This is a genomic window from Streptomyces sp. SM11 (genome assembly GCF_002910905.1).
GTDB lineage: Bacteria > Actinomycetota > Actinomycetes > Streptomycetales > Streptomycetaceae > Streptomyces.
On record NZ_NEUE01000177.1, the window covers coordinates 1 to 15,596 of the forward strand.

Genomic DNA, 15,596 nt, shown 5'->3' on the forward strand with positions numbered 1-15,596 from the left:
GGACGGCGGCGGACAGCGCGCCGGGCACTCCGGCGAGCCGCTCGCCGACGATGATCAGGGAGTGCTCGGCGCGGAGCGCCTCGGCGGCGGCCGCCCCTTCCGCCTCCAGGCCGACGCCGCCCGCGAGCGCGTCCAGCCACTCGGTCTCGGTGCCGGGGGCGGCGGGCAGCAGGGTGCCGCCCGCCTTCACCAGGCCCCGGGTGGCGTGCGAGGCGAGCGCGAAGGTCCGCTGGCCGCTCTTGCGGTGGGCCTTGCGCAGCCGCAGGAAGACGCCGGGCGCCTCCTCCTCGGACTCGAACCCGACGAGCAGGACCGCGGGGGCCTTCTCCAGCGCGGTGTACGTGACCCCCTCGCCGTCCAGGTCCCGGCCGCGTCCGGCGACCCGGGCGGCCAGGAAGTCGGCCTCCTCGGCGCTGTGGACCCGGGAGCGGAAGTCGATGTCGTTGGTGTCGAGGGCGACCCGGGCGAACTTGCTGTACGCGTAGGCGTCCTCGACGGTCAGCCGGCCGCCGGTCAGGACACCGGTACGGCCGCGGGCTGCGAGGAGACCGGCCGCCGCGGCCGCCAGTGCCTCGGGCCAGCTCGCCGGTTCCAGGACGCCTTCGGCGTTGCGGACCAGCGGGGTGGTGAGCCGGTCGCGCTGCTGGGCGTAACGGAAGCCGAACCGCCCCTTGTCGCAGAGCCACTCCTCGTTGACCTCGGGCTCGTTGGCCGCGAGGCGTCGCATGACCTTGCCGCGCCGGTGGTCGGTCCGGGTCGAGCAGCCGCCCGCGCACTGCTCGCACACCGAGGGGGTGGAGACCAGGTCGAAGGGGCGGGAGCGGAACCGGTACGCCGCCGAGGTCAGCGCGCCGACCGGGCAGATCTGGATGGTGTTGCCGGAGAAGTACGACTCGAAGGGGTCGCCCTCGCCGGTGCCGACCTGCTGGAGCGCGCCGCGCTCGATCAGCTCGATCATCGGGTCGCCCGCCACCTGGTTGGAGAACCGGGTGCAGCGCGCGCAGAGCACGCACCGCTCGCGGTCCAGCAGCACCTGGGTGGAGATCGGGACGGGCTTCTCGAAGGTCCGCTTCTTGCCGTCGAAGCGGGAGTCGGCGCCGCCGTGCGACATCGCCTGGTTCTGGAGGGGGCATTCGCCGCCCTTGTCGCAGACGGGGCAGTCCAGCGGATGGTTGATCAGCAGCAGCTCCATCACTCCCTTCTGCGCCTTCTCGGCGACAGGGGAGGTGATCTGCGACTTGACGACCATGCCGTCGGTGCAGGTGATGGTGCAGGAGGCCATCGGCTTGCGCTGGCCCTCGACCTCGACGATGCACTGGCGGCAGGCGCCCGCGGGGTCGAGGAGCGGGTGGTCGCAGAAGCGCGGGATCTCGATGCCGAGGAGTTCGGCGGCGCGGATGACCAGAGTCCCCTTCGGGACGCTGATCTCGATGCCGTCGATGGTCAGCGTGACCAGGTCCTCGGGCGGGATCGCCGCCTCGCCGCCCCCGGAGGGCGCACTCGTGGTGACTGTCATGCGTTCACCCCCCGGTGAGCGTTCTTGCCGTCGGTGTTCTTGTCGTCGGCCCAGGCCGTGGACCGGGCGGGATCGAAGGGGCAGCCCTTGCCCGTGATGTGTTGCTCGTACTCCTCGCGGAAGTACTTGAGCGAGGAGAAGATCGGCGAGGCGGCGCCGTCGCCGAGCGCGCAGAACGACTTGCCGTTGATGTTGTCGGCGATGTCGTTGAGCTTGTCGAGGTCGGCCATCTCGCCGTTGCCGGCCTCGATGTCACGGAGCAACTGGACCAGCCAGTACGTGCCTTCGCGGCAGGGTGTGCACTTGCCGCAGGACTCGTGGGCGTAGAACTCGGTCCAGCGGGTGACGGCCCGCACGACGCAGGTCGTCTCGTCGAAGCACTGGAGCGCCTTGGTGCCGAGCATGGACCCGGCGGCGCCGACGCCCTCGTAGTCGAGGGGGACGTCGAGGTGCTCCTCGGTGAACATCGGGGTGGAGGAGCCGCCCGGCGTCCAGAACTTCAGGCGGTGTCCGGCCCGGATGCCGCCGCTCATGTCGAGGAGCTGGCGCAGGGTGATGCCGAGCGGGGCCTCGTACTGGCCGGGGCTGGTGACATGGCCGCTGAGCGAGTAGAGCGTGAAGCCCGGGGACTTCTCGCTGCCCATCGACTTGAACCAGTCCTTGCCCCTGTTCAGGATCGCGGGAACCGAGGCGATGGACTCGACGTTGTTCACCACAGTGGGGCAGGCGTACAGACCGGCGACCGCGGGGAAGGGGGGGCGCAGCCGGGGCTGGCCACGCCGTCCTTCGAGAGAGTCGAGCAGCGCGGTTTCCTCACCACAGATGTACGCACCGGCGCCCGCGTGCACCGTGAGTTCCAGATCGAGTCCTGAACCCAGGATGTTCGTCCCCAGATAGCCCGCCTCGTACGCCTCTCGTACGGCCTCGTGCAGTCGTCGCAGCACGGGGACGACCTCACCGCGCAGATAGATGAACGCGTGCGACGAACGGATCGCGTAACAGGCGATCACGATGCCCTCGATGAGGCTGTGCGGGTTCGCGAACAGGAGCGGGATGTCCTTGCAGGTCCCCGGCTCCGACTCGTCGGCGTTGACCACCAGATAGTGCGGTTTGCCATCGCCCTGCGGGATGAACTGCCACTTCATCCCGGTGGGGAAGCCGGCGCCGCCGCGTCCGCGCAGACCGGAGTCCTTGACGTACGCGATGAGGTCGTCGGGGTCCATGGCGAGTGCCTTGCGCAGCCCCTCGTAGCCCTCGTGGCGGCGGTAGGTGTCCAGGGTCCAGGATTCGGGCTGGTCCCAGAAGGCGGAGAGGACGGGTGCGAGCAGCTTCTCGGGGCTCGTCCCGTTGTGGTCGATCTCGGCGGCCAAGGTCATCACTCCCCCTCCTCGGCTGTGGGCCCGGCCGGGTGCTCCGGGTCGGAGGCCGAGGTCTTCTGTGGTGCGTCGTGCGAGCTGAGGTGTTCGGACGGCGAAGGGTCGTGCGGCTGCGTGTCCTGGGGCTGACCGGCGCGCGGGGAGACCACGCGCGCCTTCGGGAGCGCCTCGCCCTTGGCGAGCTTCAGCCCGACGAGGGAGGCGGCGCCCGCGCCGCCGGTCGCCTCGACGGCGCCGGGACGCTCGTCGGGGAAGCCGGCCAGGATCCGGGCGGTGTCCTTGTACGAGCAGATCGGCGCGCCCCGGGTCGGCTCGACGGTGCGGCCGGCGATCAGGTCGTCGACGAGCCGCGTGGCGCTCTGGGGCGTCTGGTTGTCGAAGAACTCCCAGTTGACCATCACGACGGGCGCGAAGTCGCAGGCGGCGTTGCACTCGATGTGTTCGAGGGTGACCTTGCCGTCGTCGGTGGTCTCGTTGTTGCCGACGCCGAGGTGTTCCTTGAGCGTGTCGAAGATGGCGTCGCCGCCCATGACCGCGCACAGGGTGTTGGTGCAGACGCCGACCTGGTAGTCGCCGCCGGCCCTGCGCCGGTACATGGAGTAGAAGGTCGCGACGGCGGTGACCTCGGCGGTGGTGAGGTCGAGCGTCTCGGCGCAGAAGGCCATGCCCGTACGGGAGACGTATCCCTCCTCGGACTGCACGAGGTGCAGCAGCGGCAGGAGGGCGGAGCGGCTGCCGGGGTAGCGGGCGAGCACCTCCTTCGCGTCCGCGTCGAGCCGGGCGCGCACCTCGGCCGGGTAGGGGGTGGCGGGGAGCTGCGGCATCCCCAGACTGACGTCTTGGCGTGATGTGGTCACCGGTCGACGCCTCCCATCACGGGGTCGATGGACGCGACGGCGACGATGACGTCGGCGACCTGGCCGCCTTCGCACATCGCCGCCATGGCCTGCAGGTTGGTGAAGGACGGGTCGCGGAAGTGGACCCGGTAGGGGCGGGTGCCGCCGTCGGAGACGACGTGCACGCCGAGTTCGCCCTTGGGGGACTCGACGGCGGTGTACGTCTGTCCGGCGGGGACCCGGAAGCCCTCGGTCACCAGCTTGAAGTGGTGGATCAGGGCTTCCATGGAGGTGCCCATGATGTTCCTGATGTGGTCGAGGGAGTTGCCGAGTCCGTCGGGGCCCAGGGCGAGCTGGGCGGGCCAGGCGATCTTCTTGTCGGCGACCATGACCGGCCCCGGCTCCAGGCGGTCGATGCACTGCTCGATGATGCGCAGGGACTGGCGCATCTCCTCCAGGCGGATGAGGAAGCGTCCGTAGGAGTCGCAGGTGTCGGTGGTCGGGACGTCGAAGTCGTAGGTCTCGTAGCCGCAGTACGGGTCGCTCTTGCGGAGGTCGTGCGGGAGTCCGGCGGAGCGCAGCACCGGGCCGGTGGCGCCGAGCGCCATGCAGCCGGTGAGGTCGAGGTAGCCGACGTCCTTCATGCGGGCCTTGAAGATGGGGTTGCCGGTGGCGAGCTTGTCGTACTCCGGCAGGTTCTTCTTCATGGTCTTGATGAACTCGCGCAGCTGGTCGACCGCGCCCGGGGGCAGGTCCTGGGCGAGGCCGCCGGGGCGGACGAACGCGTGGTTCATCCGGAGTCCGGTGAAGAGCTCGAAGAGGTCGAGAACCAGTTCACGATCGCGGAAGCCGTAGATCATGATCGTGGTCGCGCCGAGCTCCATGCCGCCGGTGGCGATGCACACCAGGTGCGAGGCGAGCCGGTTGAGCTCCATCAGCAGCACGCGCAGGACGGTGGCCCGGTCGGGGATCTGGTCCTCGATGCCGAGAAGCTTCTCGACGCCCAGGCAGTACGCCGTCTCGTTGAAGAACGGTGTCAGGTAGTCCATCCGCGTGACGAAGGTGGTGCCCTGCGTCCAGTTGCGGAATTCGAGGTTCTTCTCGATGCCGGTGTGGAGGTAGCCGATGCCGCAGCGGGCCTCGGTGACGGTCTCGCCGTCGATCTCCAGGATGAGGCGCAGCACGCCGTGCGTGGACGGGTGCTGGGGGCCCATGTTGACGATGATGCGCTCGTCGTCGGACTTCACCGCGGATTCGACGACCTCGTCCCAGTCGCCGCCGGTGACTGTATATACCGTCCCCTCGGTCGTGGCACGGGGATCCGCAAGGGGTGTCCCGGAGGGACTCGATGAGGGGCGGTGGCCGGGCGACGGGTGGGAGTGGGGAGTGGTCATCAGGAGTACGACCTCCGCTGGTCAGGAGCCGGGATCTGGGCGCCCTTGTACTCGACGGCGATGCCGCCGAGCGGGTAGTCCTTGCGCTGCGGGAAGCCCTGCCAGTCGTCCGGCATCATGATCCGGGTCAGGGCCGGGTGCCCGTCGAAGACGATCCCGAAGAAGTCGTACGCCTCGCGCTCGTGCCAGTCGTTGGTCGGGTAGAGCTCGACGAGCGACGGGATGTGCGGGTCGCTGTCCGGTGCGGACACCTCCAGCCGGATCAGCCGGCCGTGGGTGAGGGAGCGCAGGTGGTAGACGGCGTGCAGCTCGCGGCCCTTGTCGCCCAGGAAGTGGACGCCGCTCACGCCCGTACAGAGCTCGAAGCGCAGGGCGGGGTCGTCGCGCAGGGTGCGGGCGACCTGGACCAGGTGCTCGCGGGCGATGTGGAAGGTCAGCTCGTCGCGGTCGACGACCGTCTTCTCGATGGCGTTCCCGGGAAGCAGGTCCTGTTCCTCCAGGGCCCCTTCGAGCTCGTCGGCCACCTCGTCGAACCAGCCGCCGTACGGCCGGGAGGCGGCTCCCGGCAGGGTGACGGTGCGGACGAGACCGCCGTAGCCGGAGGTGTCGCCGCCGTTGTTCGCGCCGAACATGCCCTTGCGGACGCGGATGACCTCGCCGCCGGTGTCGCGCGGGGCGGGTACGGCTTTGCCGTTGTGCTCGTCGCCGTTCGCGCCGGTGTTCTCGGTCACCGCAGCAGCCCCTTCATCTCGATCAGGGGCAGTGCCTTGAGGGCCGCTTCCTCCGCCTCTCGGGCGGCCTCCTCCGCGTTGACCCCGAGTTTGCCGTCCTGGATCTTCTGGTGGAGCTTGAGGATGGCGTCCAGCAACATCTCGGGGCGGGGCGGACAACCCGGCAAATAGATATCGACCGGGACAATATGATCAACACCCTGCACAATGGCGTAATTATTGAACATTCCGCCTGATGACGCGCAAACCCCCATGGAAATGACCCACTTGGGATTCGGCATCTGGTCGTAGACCTGCCGCAGGACGGGCGCCATCTTCTGGCTCACCCGCCCCGCGACGATCATCAGGTCCGCCTGGCGCGGCGATCCGCGGAAGACCTCCATCCCGAACCGGGCCAGGTCGTAGCGGCCCGCGCCGGTCGTCATCATCTCGATGGCGCAGCAGGCCAGTCCGAACGTGGCCGGGAAGACGGAGGACTTCCGCACCCAGCCCGCGGCCTGCTCGACCGTGGTCAGAACGAAGCCGCTCGGCAGTTTTTCTTCGAGTCCCATGGTGTGCCCCTCAGCCCCTCAGTCCCATTCCAGGCCGCCGCGACGCCACACATACGCGTAGGCGACGAAGACGGTGAGCACGAAGAGCAGCATCTCCACGAGCCCGAAGATCCCCAGGGCGTCGAAGGAGACCGCCCAGGGATAGAGGAAGACGATCTCGATGTCGAAGACGATGAAAAGCATCGCCGTCAGGTAGTACTTGATGGGAAAGCGGCCGCCTCCGACCGGAGTCGGGGTGGGTTCGATACCGCACTCGTACGCTTCGAGCTTTGCCCGGTTGTAGCGCTTGGGGCCGATAAGCGTGGCCATGACCACGGAGAAGATCGCAAACCCTGCCCCGAGGGCGCCGAGCACGAGGATGGGCGCGTAGGCATTCACGCTCCTCGCTCCTTCCAGTCGTCCTTGACCTTTGGACCGCATCGGGCGACCGGCTCGCCACCTCACCAAGATCGTGCACATGTGAGGCAGTTCACAAGCCCGACTGCCCCGCATCCTATGCCCGGTCCCCTGTGATCTGCGACACGGGGTACGACAACGGCTTTGTGATCTCCACCACCTGACGAAGGATCATGAAGTCGTATGAGCGGTGACCTTCACACGCGAAGCGGCCGAGTGATCACGAGACGTGACATTCGACGGTGTTACCGCTGGTCAAAGACGTGCGGCGCTATCAATCGACGGCCTGTACAAGCAAATTGGCGATGGACCGCACGAGCGTGATAAAGGCTCCGGTCGACCTCGACGCTCACCCGGACGAGGGGCGGCGGGGGGCGATGGGGACGTGTGCACGCATTCACGAACTTCCGGATCGAGCACCCGGAGACTCCCCGGACTCCGGCCCGAGCCGCACCCTCCGCCGCACCGGAGGCAACCCGCCCGCGCGACTCGGCGCGCGAGCGGAGTCGAGCGGACGGGATACCTCCGGCGACGGGGCGACCGCGGTTGACCGCGGTTGACCGCGGTTGACCGCGGGCGCCCACGCGGATCGCGGCCGCGAGGGTTGCCCGTCCCAGCGGACTCACACTGTGACCTGCGCCACTCCGCTCCACACCCCGGAAAGCCGGGCTTGGCCATCAGTGTGAACGGATGGTAAGTGACGGGCAATTCGGGCGTATTACCGAAAGGCAGTGATCACGGGCCTGATGGCGGTCGCCCGATTTGCCCGTTACGGCGTCAATAAAGGCGCCCAGAAAGCGGATTCACAGATTCCGAACGTAACTGTGTCGCAACACACGTTTCTTGATGGGACCCCTACCGCCCTGATAGCGCTAGTACCCATGTCCCACACCGCTCACATACCCAGCCACCGGAAGCCCCGCCAGAGCGCCTCGAAGTCGGCACTGCGAGCCGGAGTTGCCGGTGGCGTCCTCAGCACCATCGCGGTCGCGGGTGCCGCCGGTCCGGCCCAGGCCGAGCCGGTGACCCAGACGATCGAGATGCCCACGATCACGTCCGGCTTCTCCACCGCTGTGGCCGCCTCCGCTCAGGCCACCCAGCAGGTCGCCCTCGACCTGGAGACGCAGGCCGCGGAGGACGCCGCGGCCGAGAAGGCCGCGAAGACGGCCAAGAAGGCCCACGCCGAGGCCGTCCGCAAGGCCGAGGCCAAGAAGAAGGCCGAGGCCGCCGCGAAGGCCAAGGCGGAGGCCGAGGCCAAGGCCCAGGCGGAGGAGCGCGCCGAGCGCGCCTCCCGGACCACCGAGCGCACGACGCTCAGCGCCTCCTCCAACTCCTCGGGCAGCTCCGCCTCCGCCCCCTCTTCCTCCTCCTCGAACGTGAGCGGTTCCGCCGCCTCCATCGTGGCGTTCGCCAAGGCCCAGGTCGGCGACGCGTACGTCTCCGGCGGCACCGGCCCCAACGCGTGGGACTGCTCCGGCCTGGTCCAGGCCGCGTACCGCACGGCAGGCATCGACCTGCCGCGCGTCTCGCAGTCCCAGTCGACCGCCGGCACCCAGGTCTCCCTCAACAACCTCCAGCCCGGCGACATCCTCTACTGGGGTAACGCGGGCAGCGCCTACCACGTCGCGATCTACGTCGGCGGCGGCCAGTTCGTCGGTGCGCAGAACTCCAGCACCGGCACGGTGCAGCGCTCCATGGACTACGACCGGCCGACCGGCGCGGTCCGCGTTCTCTGATTCACAAGCGCCCGCGGGCGCTCCGGTGCACGGCTGAGGGCCGCCGCTCCCCCGCTCGGGGGCGGCGGCCCTTCGCCGTCGTCGCGGCGACCAGCGACGCCAGGATCATCAGCAGGGCGCTCACCCAGACCGGCGCCCGGTAGCCGAGCCCACCGTCCAACGCCAGGCCGCCCGCCCACGGGCCCACCGCCGCCCCCAGGTTGAACGCGGTCGTCGAGAAGGCTCCGGCCAGCGTCGGGGCCCCGGGGGCGAGGCCCAGGACCCGGGTGATCAGGGCGGTGCCCGTACCGAAGGCGAGCATGCCGAGGAGCGGGATCAGGGCCAGGGCGAGCACCGGGCTCCCCGCCGTCAGGGCGAGCGCGGCCCAGCCGAGGGCGAGAGCCGTCATGCCCGTGGCGACGAGGGCGGCCGGGCGGGCGTCGGCGAACCGGCCCGCCACCGTGACCCCGGCGAACGAGCCCGCCCCGAAGAGCGCCAGGGACACCGGCACCCACCCCGCGCCCAGGCCCGTCTCCCGGGTGAGGAGCGGCTCCAGGTAGGAGAACGTGCAGAAGGTCGCCCCCTGCACCAGAGCCATCGTGAGCAGGGTCGGCCGCAGCCGGGGGCCGGTCAGCGCCCGCAGTTCGTCCCGTACGGGTACGGGAGCGGTGCCCACGTCCGTGCCCCGGCCGCCCGGAATGGAGCGCAGGACGGCGAGGACGGCGGGCAGCGAGACGATCGCGACCGCCCAGAAGGCCGACCGCCACCCCCAGCGCTCCCCCAGCACCGCGCCGGCCGGCACGCCCACCACACAGGCGATCGTCACTCCGCCGACCACCACGGCGGTGGCCCGGCCCTTCAGCCGGTCGGGGACCATCGCGACGGCCGTCGTCAGAGCCACCGCCCAGAAGCCCGCGTTGGCGAGGGCTCCGACGAAACGGGTCGCGAGGAGCACGCCGTAGCTCGGAGTGAGAGCGCCGACGACGTGGACGGCGACGAACACGGCGAGGAAGAGGAGCAGGGCACGGCGGCGGGGCCAGGTGCGGCTGGAGAGCGCCATGAGGGGTGCGCCGACGACCATCCCGACGGCGAAGGCGGAGGTGAGGAGACCGGCGGCGGAGAGGGAGACGTCGAGGTCGGCGGCGATGCCCGAGAGAAGCCCGGACAGCATGAACTCGGAGGTGCCCTGGGCGAAGACCGCGAGTCCGAGGACGTGGACGGCGAGTGGCATGGGTGAGTAGCCCCTTGGACGGAACCGTCGGATGGACAGACAGGCCGGAATGCGGGGATACGGGCCGCGTGGACGCCCGCCGGAGGTCCGGCGGGGCGGCGCGAAGAAGTGCCCGGCGGTGATCTGCCGGTGGCACGAACCCCGCGTACGGCGGTGCTTCAGCGCGTACGCGAGGGGGAAACGGCCCGTGCCCGCGGTGATCCGGCGGGCGTGGAACCGTACGGGAGGTGGCCGGTGACCCGAGGGGTCAGTCGACGACGCTCAGCACGAACACGGCCACCGGCGCACCGGTGGCCGGAGTCTGTCGGACTCGGGGCAGGCCATGGGAAGGGAGCCTACCGGCCGGGCGGCGGAGCCTCCAGGGGTTTTCCCGGCGGGAGGGCTGGAGGAACCGGTGAGCCGGAGGGCCGTCGTCCGGATCAGCGGCGACGGGGGCGGCGGTTCGTCCGCTCCGGCTCCTTGGCCGAGCTGGTGGGCGCGGGCGGCGCGTCGTACGGGGCGTCGAAGTCCTCGTCGTCGTCCGTCGCGGTCGGGTCCACGGCGAAGCGGGGCTCCAGGAAGAGGCCGTGGTGCTGGGGCAGGGAGGCGGTGGTCATGGCTGTCTGTCCTTGGGGTCGAGCAGCGCTGTATCGGCTTGGTCCGTACCCCGCTGGCCTGCGTGCGATGTGAGCGTGCGTCAAGAAAGTGGTGCGCACCGCGTGCCGCCGCTAGGGGCGGGGCGGGCACCGGCCGGTCCGGACTGCCGACGACCGGGGGGCGCGCAAATCATCGCACACGATCACCCGCGGGGCTGAGGATTAGGGGGTGCCCGGCGGATCGGGGGGCGCCAGGGGACGACGCGGATGTACGTGGTCGGCCGCCGGTCCTCGCCCAGGACGTGGAACGCCGGGCCCGGCGGGCGGCCCCGGTCCGTCGGCCGGCCCCGGTCCGTCGGGCGGCCCCGGTCCGTCGGGCGGGGCTGGGCCCGCCCCGGCAGGAGTGGTGCGAGCCCTCCTGCGGCAACCGGGCCCCGGCGGCCCGCCGCTACGAGCGCACGCGCGGGGCGGGAACGGGCGGGGAGACCGGCGCCGTCTGTCGGCGGGCGGAGGCCAGGCGCCGCCATTGGCCCAGACACACAGCCCTCAAGTGGCCTACAGCCAGGGCCAATCACCCGCCTAGATTCGGAACCGGCGCAGGTGGCTGCCCATGTCACGCGTCCGGGACGGAATGGTCATGCCCGCACGATGGATTCCCGCCGCCGGTCCGGCACGCGGTCTGGCCCTGGCCCAGTTGGTCAACTCGCTCGGCGACGGGGCCTACTACGTCTGTTCCGCGCTGTACTTCTCGCAGGTGGTCGGCCTCTCGGCGGCCGAGATCGGGCTCGGGCTGACGGTCGCGTGGGGCGTGGGAGCGGTCGCGGGGGTGCCGCTCGGGCACCTCGCCGACCGTCACGGACCGCGGCGGACCGCCATTGGGCTGGCCCTCGCCACGGCGGTCTCCGTGACCGCCTTCCTCGCGGTGCGGTCCTTTCTCCCGTTCGTCCTGGCGGCCTGCGCCTACGCGACCGCGCAGTGCGGGCTCGCCGCCGCCCGGCAGTCGCTGCTGGCCGGGCTCGTGGACCGGGACGGGCGGACCGGCGTCCTGGCCCATCTCCAGTCGGCCCTCAACGCGGGCCTGGCGCTGGGGGCGGCCCTCGGCGGAGTGGCCCTGCACATCGGTACGGCCGGCGCCTATCTCGCCGCCCTGGCCCTGGACGCCGTCGCGTTCGTGGGGTGCGCGCTGCTGTTCGCACGCCTTCCGGAGCCGGCCCGCGCCGACAGGAGCGCACCGGAGCGCGGCACCGATCCGACCGTCCTGCGGGACCGGCCGTACGCTCTCGTCGCCCTGCTCAACATGATCATGCTGCTCCGGATGCCGCTGATCAGCCTGGTCATCCCGCTCTGGATCGCCGGACGCACCGCCGCCCCCGGCTGGACCGTTTCGGCGCTCCTGGTGCTCAACACCGGTGCCGTGATGCTCTTCCAGGTCCGCACGGCGTCCGTCGTACGTGATCTGCCGAGCGCCGTACGCACCGTGCGAAGCGGCGGGGCCTTGATGCTGGCCTCCTGCGCGGCCTTCGCGTGCACCGCGCTCGACGCGCCGCTGTGGGTGCTGTTCGCGGTCCTGCTGCTCGCCGCCGGGCTCCAGGTGTGGGGCGAGATGCGGCAGTCGGCGGGAGCCTGGCAGATCAGCTTCGAGCTGGCCCCGGCGGGACGGCAGGGGCAGTACCAGGGCCTCTTCGGGGCGGGGGTTCCCGTGGCCAGGATGCTCGGGCCCCTGGTGCTGACCGCGCTGATCCTCTCCTGGGGAGTCCCCGGCTGGCTGCTGCTCGGAGTGCTGTTCCTCGCGGCGGGCCTGGGCATGGGCCCGGCGGTGCGGTGGGCGGAGCGGAGCCGCCCGACCTCACCGGGGCCCGTCCCGGCCGGCCTCAGGCCTTCGGGGCCACCTTCGACAGGCCGTTGATGATGCGGTCCATCGCGTCGCCGCCCTGCGGGTCGGTCAGGTTGGCCAGCATCTTCAGGGTGAACTTCATCAGCAGCGGGTGGGTCAGGCCGCGCTGGGTGGCGACCTTCATGACCTTCGGGTTGCCGATCAGCTTCACGAAGGCGCGGCCCATGGTGTAGTAGCCGCCGTAGGTCTCCTTGAGCACCTTCGGGTAGTTGTTCAGGGCCAGTTCGCGCTGGGCGGGGGTGGCGCGGGCGTGGGCCTGGACGATCACGTCGGCCGCGATCTGGCCCGACTCCATGGCGTACGCGATGCCTTCGCCGTTGAACGGGTTGACCATGCCGCCCGCGTCACCGACGAGCAGGAGGCCCTTGGTGTAGTGCGGCTGGCGGTTGAAGGCCATCGGGAGGGCCGCGCCCCGGATCGGCGTCGTCATGTTCTCCGGGGTGTAGCCCCAGTCCTCCGGCATCGAGGCGCACCAGGCCTTGAGGACCTCGCGCCAGTCCAGCTCCTTGAAGGCGGAGGAGGAGTTGAGGATGCCGAGGCCCACGTTGGAGGTGCCGTCGCCCATGCCGAAGATCCAGCCGTAGCCGGGCAGCAGCCGGTCCTCGGCGCCGCGCTTGTCCCACAGTTCCAGCCAGGACTCCAGGTAGTCGTCGTCGTGGCGGGGCGAGGTGAAGTAGGTCCGCACGGCGACGCCCATGGGGCGGTCCTCGCGGCGGTGCAGGCCCATCGCCAGGGAGAGCCGGGTGGAATTGCCGTCGGCGGCGACGACGAGCGGGGCATGGAAGGTGACCGGGGTCTTCTCCTCGCCGATCTTCGCCTCGACGCCGGTGATACGGCCGGTGCGCTCGTCCTTGATGGGGGCGCCCACGTTGCAGCGCTCGTACAGCCGGGCGCCGGCCTTCTGCGCCTGCCGGGCCAGCTGCTCGTCGAAGTCGTCGCGCTTGCGGACCAGACCGTAGTCCGGGTAGGAGGCGAGGTCCGGCCAGTCCAGCTGGAGCCGCACGCCGCCGCCGATGATCCGCAGGCCCTTGTTGCGCAGCCAGCCCGCCTCCTCGGAGATGTCGATCCCCATGGAGACGAGCTGTTTCGTGGCGCGGGGCGTAAGTCCGTCGCCGCAGACCTTCTCCCGGGGGAAGGCGGTCTTCTCCAGGAGCAGGACGTCGAGTCCGGCCTTGGCGAGGTAGTACGCGGTCGTGGAGCCGGCTGGGCCCGCCCCGACGACGATCACGTCCGCGCTGTGCTCGGAGAGGGGCTCGGTCACGGTCGGATCTCCCGAAGACTCGAATTCGCGTGCCGCGCGGCACATGTCCCGTGCAGTCTATGGGGGCCTGCGAACCAACCCTCCGAAGGGCTCCCTCATGTCGACAGCACCCGTCACACCCCCTGCTTCGGCCCCCGCCGTCCACCTCCGTGTACCGACCGACGAGGACGCCCTGACCTGGCACCGGCTCTTCGACGACCCGCAGGTGATGGAGTTCTTCGGCGGGCGCAGCGCGGAGCTCTCCGCGTACGAGGAGCTCACCGCGCGCCAGCGGCGGCACGACGCGGAGCTGGGCTACTGCCTGTGGACCGTCACGGACGAGGAGCACGCCGTCCTCGGCTTCACCGGGGCGCAGCCGTGGCCGCACACCCATTACGGGCCGGTCGGCGCGACCGAGATCGGCTGGCGGCTGGGGCGGGAGGCGTGGGGACGCGGGTACGCGACCGCCGCCGCCCGCACCACGCTGGAGCGGCTGCGGGCGGCGGGGGCGGGCGAGGTGGTCGCGATGGTCCACTCACGCAACACTCGGTCGGCGGCGGTCGCGGAACGGCTCGGGATGCGGCGGGCCGAGTCGTACGCCACTCCGCGCGGCCAGGAGGCCGTCTGCTTCCGGCTGGAGCTGTGACCCCGGGGCGGTAGTCCGGGGCCCTTTACCCGGACGTCGGGCTTACCCGGACGTCGGGCTTACCCGGACGTCAGGCTTACCCGGACGTCAGGCGCGGGTGGCCCGGTGCAGGGCCACCACGCCGCCGGTCAGGTTGCGCCAGGCGACCTTCGACCAGCCGGCCTTCTGGAGCAGTGCGGCGAGGGCGGGCTGGTCGGGCCAGTCCCGGATCGACTCGGCGAGATAGACGTACGCGTCCGGGTTGGAGGACACCGCGCGGGCGGCCGGCGGGATCGCCCGCATCAGGTACTCCGTGTAGACCGTGCGGAACGGGGTCCAGGCCGGCTGGGAGAACTCGCAGATCACGACCCGCCCGCCGGGCTTCGTCACCCGGTACAGCTCGCGCAGCACGACCTCGGTGTCCTGGATGTTGCGCAGCCCGAAGGAGATCGTCACGGTGTCGAACGTCTCGTCCTTGAACGGCAGCCTCATGCCGTCGCCCGCGGTGAACGGCATCCACGGGTGGCGCTCCTTGCCGACCTTGAGCATGCCGAGCGAGAAGTCGCACGGCACGACATAGGCACCCGCCTTCACGAAGGGCTGCGAGGAGGTCGCCGTACCGGCCGCCAGGTCCAGGATCTTCTGCGCGGGGCGGGCGTCGACCGCCTGGGCGACGGCCTTGCGCCACAGCCGGGCCTGGCCGAGCGAGATCACGTCGTTGGTCAGGTCGTAGTTGGCCGCCACACCGTCGAACATCGAGGCGACTTCGTGCGGCTGCTTTTCCAGGGAGGCTCGGGTCACCCGTCCATTCAAGCAGCCCCGCGCCGGTGAGCCGCACCGGAGGGCGTAGGCTCCTGCGGCGCTTCGCACCCGGCGGGGCCGGCGCGCAGGGGTTCGAACTGATCTTCACTTCTCTTCAACCTTTTCGGCACACGGGTGCTCTGTAAGGGGTGGGAGGCGCGGAGAGGGGACTACGGATGCCGGCAGGGGCGGAGCCCGCCATGGCGGACGGCGAGTGCGCCGCGTTCGAGGCGTACGCCCGGACCGGGCAACGCCGGCTGTACCGGACGGCCTACCTGCTGTGCGGAGACGTCGAGTGCGCGCAGGACCTGACGCAGACGACCCTCGCCAAGCTGTTCCAGCACTGGCGCAGGGCGAGCCGGGCGGACAACCTCGACGCCTACGCCAGGACCGTGCTCGTCCGCACCTTCGTGGCCGAACGCCGGCGCACCGTCACCGATCTGCTCGCCCACCACCGCAACGCGCCCCGCCCGCACCCCAATCCCGCCCCGGGCGCCGACCTCCGGGTCACGCTGCTCGCCCTGCTCGCCGAACTCCCGCCCCGGGCACGGGCGATGGTCGTCCTGCGCTACTGGGACGACCTGAGCGTGGAGACCGTGGCCGCGCTGCTGCGGTGCAGCGAGTCCACGGTGAAGAGCCAGTGCTCGCGTTCACTCGTCCGACTGCGCGCCCGGATGGGCGACGTCCAGCACTACTCCACCGGAAGCTGAGGGCC

Annotated in this window: 15 protein-coding genes; 4 read left to right on the forward strand and 11 right to left on the reverse strand. The window is 70.7% G+C overall.

Annotated elements, in window-relative coordinates; translation table 11 throughout:
• From B9S58_RS16035 to B9S58_RS16065, 7 genes are all read right to left on the reverse strand, one after another.
• A partial coding sequence (locus tag B9S58_RS16035; protein WP_146063516.1) for an NADH-quinone oxidoreductase subunit G occupies positions 1-1,516 on the reverse strand: 1,516 nt, incomplete at its 3' end.
• Positions 1,513-2,895, reverse strand: coding sequence for an NADH-quinone oxidoreductase subunit NuoF (gene nuoF / locus B9S58_RS16040; protein WP_181009328.1), 1,383 nt, complete (start codon positions 2,893-2,895; stop codon positions 1,513-1,515). The genes B9S58_RS16035 and nuoF, both read right to left, overlap by 4 nt.
• A complete protein-coding gene (gene nuoE / locus B9S58_RS16045; protein ID WP_103532789.1) occupies positions 2,892-3,716 on the reverse strand; it encodes an NADH-quinone oxidoreductase subunit NuoE in 825 nt (274 codons plus the stop codon). Before nuoE ends, nuoF begins: the two co-directional genes overlap by 4 nt.
• Positions 3,717-3,745: 29 nt before the next feature.
• Positions 3,746-5,122 (reverse strand): NADH-quinone oxidoreductase subunit D, encoded by a 1,377-nt coding sequence (locus B9S58_RS16050; RefSeq protein ID WP_103532790.1) that lies wholly within the window; start codon positions 5,120-5,122, stop codon positions 3,746-3,748.
• Positions 5,122-5,853, reverse strand: coding sequence for an NADH-quinone oxidoreductase subunit C (locus B9S58_RS16055; protein WP_103532791.1), 732 nt, complete (start codon positions 5,851-5,853; stop codon positions 5,122-5,124). Before B9S58_RS16055 ends, B9S58_RS16050 begins: the two co-directional genes overlap by 1 nt.
• A complete protein-coding gene (locus B9S58_RS16060; protein WP_018490715.1) occupies positions 5,850-6,404 on the reverse strand; it encodes an NADH-quinone oxidoreductase subunit B family protein in 555 nt (184 codons plus the stop codon). The genes B9S58_RS16055 and B9S58_RS16060 overlap by 4 nt, the downstream gene beginning before the upstream one ends.
• 18 nt (positions 6,405-6,422) lie before the next feature.
• Positions 6,423-6,782 (reverse strand): NADH-quinone oxidoreductase subunit A, encoded by a 360-nt coding sequence (locus B9S58_RS16065; RefSeq protein WP_030579150.1) that lies wholly within the window; start codon positions 6,780-6,782, stop codon positions 6,423-6,425.
• Positions 6,783-7,681: 899 nt separating this feature from the next.
• On the opposite strand from B9S58_RS16065, the gene B9S58_RS16070 reads away from it, so the two are divergent.
• The gene (locus B9S58_RS16070) at positions 7,682-8,536 is read left to right on the forward strand and encodes a C40 family peptidase (protein WP_103532792.1); all 855 of its coding nucleotides are present in this window, start codon (positions 7,682-7,684) and stop codon (positions 8,534-8,536) included.
• Position 8,537: 1 nt separating this feature from the next.
• On the opposite strand, the gene B9S58_RS16075 is transcribed toward B9S58_RS16070, so the two are convergent.
• Both B9S58_RS16075 and B9S58_RS38000 read right to left on the reverse strand, forming a co-directional pair.
• Positions 8,538-9,746 carry a Cmx/CmrA family chloramphenicol efflux MFS transporter gene (locus B9S58_RS16075; RefSeq protein ID WP_103532793.1) on the reverse strand — a complete coding sequence of 403 codons (1,209 nt, stop codon included), beginning with the start codon at positions 9,744-9,746 and terminating at the stop codon, positions 8,538-8,540.
• 419 nt (positions 9,747-10,165) lie between these two features.
• Positions 10,166-10,342: a hypothetical protein gene (locus B9S58_RS38000; RefSeq protein WP_181009329.1), complete on the reverse strand. Its 177-nt coding sequence runs from the start codon at positions 10,340-10,342 to the stop codon at positions 10,166-10,168.
• A 616-nt stretch (positions 10,343-10,958) separates the two neighbouring features.
• On the opposite strand from B9S58_RS38000, the gene B9S58_RS16085 reads away from it, so the two are divergent.
• On the forward strand, positions 10,959-12,227 hold the full coding sequence (locus tag B9S58_RS16085; protein ID WP_103532795.1) for an MFS transporter: 1,269 nt from the start codon (positions 10,959-10,961) through the stop codon (positions 12,225-12,227).
• Here B9S58_RS16085 and B9S58_RS16090 read toward each other — a convergent pair.
• Complete coding sequence (locus tag B9S58_RS16090) at positions 12,193-13,476, reverse strand: geranylgeranyl reductase family protein (RefSeq protein WP_103532796.1); 1,284 nt, start codon at positions 13,474-13,476, stop codon at positions 12,193-12,195. The two genes, B9S58_RS16085 and B9S58_RS16090, sit on opposite strands and share 35 nt — an antisense overlap.
• Before the next feature lie 97 nt (positions 13,477-13,573).
• Between B9S58_RS16090 and B9S58_RS16095 the strand changes: the two genes are divergently transcribed.
• The gene (locus B9S58_RS16095) at positions 13,574-14,101 is read left to right on the forward strand and encodes a GNAT family N-acetyltransferase (protein ID WP_103532797.1); all 528 of its coding nucleotides are present in this window, start codon (positions 13,574-13,576) and stop codon (positions 14,099-14,101) included.
• Between the two features lie 87 nt (positions 14,102-14,188).
• Here B9S58_RS16095 and B9S58_RS16100 read toward each other — a convergent pair whose 3' ends face one another.
• A complete protein-coding gene (locus tag B9S58_RS16100) occupies positions 14,189-14,881 on the reverse strand; it encodes a demethylmenaquinone methyltransferase (protein WP_103532798.1) in 693 nt (230 codons plus the stop codon).
• A gap of 200 nt (positions 14,882-15,081) precedes the next feature.
• On the opposite strand from B9S58_RS16100, the gene B9S58_RS16105 reads away from it, so the two are divergent.
• Positions 15,082-15,591: a SigE family RNA polymerase sigma factor gene (locus B9S58_RS16105; RefSeq protein ID WP_103532799.1), complete on the forward strand. Its 510-nt coding sequence runs from the start codon at positions 15,082-15,084 to the stop codon at positions 15,589-15,591.
• The last annotated feature ends 5 nt before the right edge of the window (positions 15,592-15,596 follow it).

Coding starts and splice junctions, on each gene's coding strand:
- B9S58_RS16105 (WP_103532799.1), top strand. CDS start 15,082: ATGGCGGACGGCGAGTGCGCCGCGTTCGAGGCGTACGCCCGGACCGGG.
- B9S58_RS16095 (WP_103532797.1), top strand. CDS start 13,574: ATGTCGACAGCACCCGTCACACCCCCTGCTTCGGCCCCCGCCGTCCAC.
- B9S58_RS16085 (WP_103532795.1), top strand. CDS start 10,959: ATGCCCGCACGATGGATTCCCGCCGCCGGTCCGGCACGCGGTCTGGCC.
- B9S58_RS38000 (WP_181009329.1), bottom strand. CDS start 10,342: ATGACCACCGCCTCCCTGCCCCAGCACCACGGCCTCTTCCTGGAGCCC.
- B9S58_RS16070 (WP_103532792.1), top strand. CDS start 7,682: ATGTCCCACACCGCTCACATACCCAGCCACCGGAAGCCCCGCCAGAGC.
- B9S58_RS16050 (WP_103532790.1), bottom strand. CDS start 5,122: ATGACCACTCCCCACTCCCACCCGTCGCCCGGCCACCGCCCCTCATCG.
- B9S58_RS16060 (WP_018490715.1), bottom strand. CDS start 6,404: ATGGGACTCGAAGAAAAACTGCCGAGCGGCTTCGTTCTGACCACGGTC.
- B9S58_RS16075 (WP_103532793.1), bottom strand. CDS start 9,746: ATGCCACTCGCCGTCCACGTCCTCGGACTCGCGGTCTTCGCCCAGGGC.
- nuoE (WP_103532789.1), bottom strand. CDS start 3,716: ATGCCGCAGCTCCCCGCCACCCCCTACCCGGCCGAGGTGCGCGCCCGG.